This is a genomic window from Fictibacillus sp. NRS-1165 (genome assembly GCF_050468105.1).
Lineage (GTDB): Bacteria > Bacillota > Bacilli > Bacillales > Fictibacillaceae > Fictibacillus_C > Fictibacillus_C terrinigri.
In genome coordinates this window covers 1-1,454 of sequence record NZ_JBDPNU010000103.1, presented here as the reverse complement: position 1 = coordinate 1,454, position 1,454 = coordinate 1, and the positions used below count along the sequence as shown (strand labels likewise).

The 1,454-nt window shown below is 39.7% G+C and carries 1 protein-coding gene; it reads left to right on the top strand.

Annotation, left to right across the window (positions count from 1 at the left end):
• Nucleotides 1–115: 115 nt before the first annotated feature.
• Nucleotides 116–1,443, top strand: a protein-coding gene (locus ABHN01_RS24560) for an IS3 family transposase (protein WP_429877719.1) whose coding sequence is annotated in 2 segments (ribosomal slippage) — nucleotides 116–488 and nucleotides 488–1,443 — 1,329 coding nt in all. Because the reading frame shifts where the segments join, the coding sequence is not laid out codon by codon here.
• Nucleotides 1,444–1,454 lie beyond the last annotated feature (11 nt).

Sequence of the window (1,454 nt, the reverse complement as noted above, 5' to 3'; positions counted from 1 at the left end):
ATGAACTGTAACCTGAATAATAGACACCTTAAAAAAACCCATATTCGGGTTTTTTTTATGTTCCTATTCTTTAAACTTGTTTATAATCAACTCAATTAGAATTCGGAGGATCGATATGAGTAATAATTTGTTTAATGCCTTTCAGGTTGCACAGTTAGAGAAAAATCCCAATGTTAAACAGGTATCAGAACGTTCTATATCTTATCATCCGGATTTTAAAATTAAAGCCGTGAAAGAAAACGCAAGTGGTAAAGGCCCACTAGATATCTTTCTTGAACATGGCTTTGACATCGATATATTGGGCCCGCACCGGCCTTATGAATGCCTGAAACGTTGGCGTCAAACATATAGGAAATGGGGAGAAGAAGGGTTTTACAACAAACAGCGTGGAAAAGCAGGTACAGGAAGGCCTTCTTCGAAGTCCCTTACTCTCGAGGAAAAATTGAAGAGAGCAGAAGCTCGAAATGCCTTCCTGGAGGCTGAAAATGAGTTCTTAAAAAAGCTCGACGAACTCGAAAGGCAGGCGTTGAGGAACAAGCGATAACCACTTCACAAAAATTCGCCCTAATTGAACGAACCATATGTCGTTATAAACTCAGAAATATGATTAGTTACCTGTGTAAACTGGCAAGAGTTAGCCGAAGTGGCTATTATGCTTGGTTGTATGCCGGTCCATTACGTACAAAACGAAACGATAATGATAAAAAAGATTATGAATTAATCAAACAAGTATTTGATGCGAAACAGGGAAAAGCAGGTGCCTTAACCATTAAAATGATCCTTGAGTACAAGTATTACGTGATTATGAACCATAAGAAGATTCGTCGAATCATGCGTAAATTTAACCTAGTAACACGCATACGCCGAGCAAGGCCATATAAAAAAATGGCTGAAGCGCTGCAAGAACACAAGACCTGTCCTAATGTGCTGAAACGGAACTTCGCTCAAGGAACACCTGGAAAAGTTCTTCTAACGGATATCACGTATCTTTATTACGGATCTGGACGACCTGCTTATTTATCCTGCGTGAAGGATGGAGCTACAAGGGAAATTCTAGCGTATCACGTCTCCGCTACCCTTAGGATGGATTTGGTGTATCGTACACTAGACAAATTAACCGATGGTGGTATCCTCCTACATCCAAATGCCATTCTTCATTCTGATCAAGGAAACCATTACACCCATCCCCAGTTCCGCGAAAAAGTAAAAGAGCTGGGGTTGATTCAATCCATGTCCCGCAAGGGAAACTGTTGGGATAATGCCCCAATGGAATCGTTCTTTGGGCATCTTAAAGATGAACTGGATTATTCTAACTGTAAAACGATTGAGGAGCTTAATAGAAAGATAGACAACTACATGGAGGAGTATAATAATGATCGATATCAATGGAGTCTAAAAAGGATGACACCGGCTCAATTTCGTAATTTTCTTTTAGCAGCATAGATGGTTTTTTT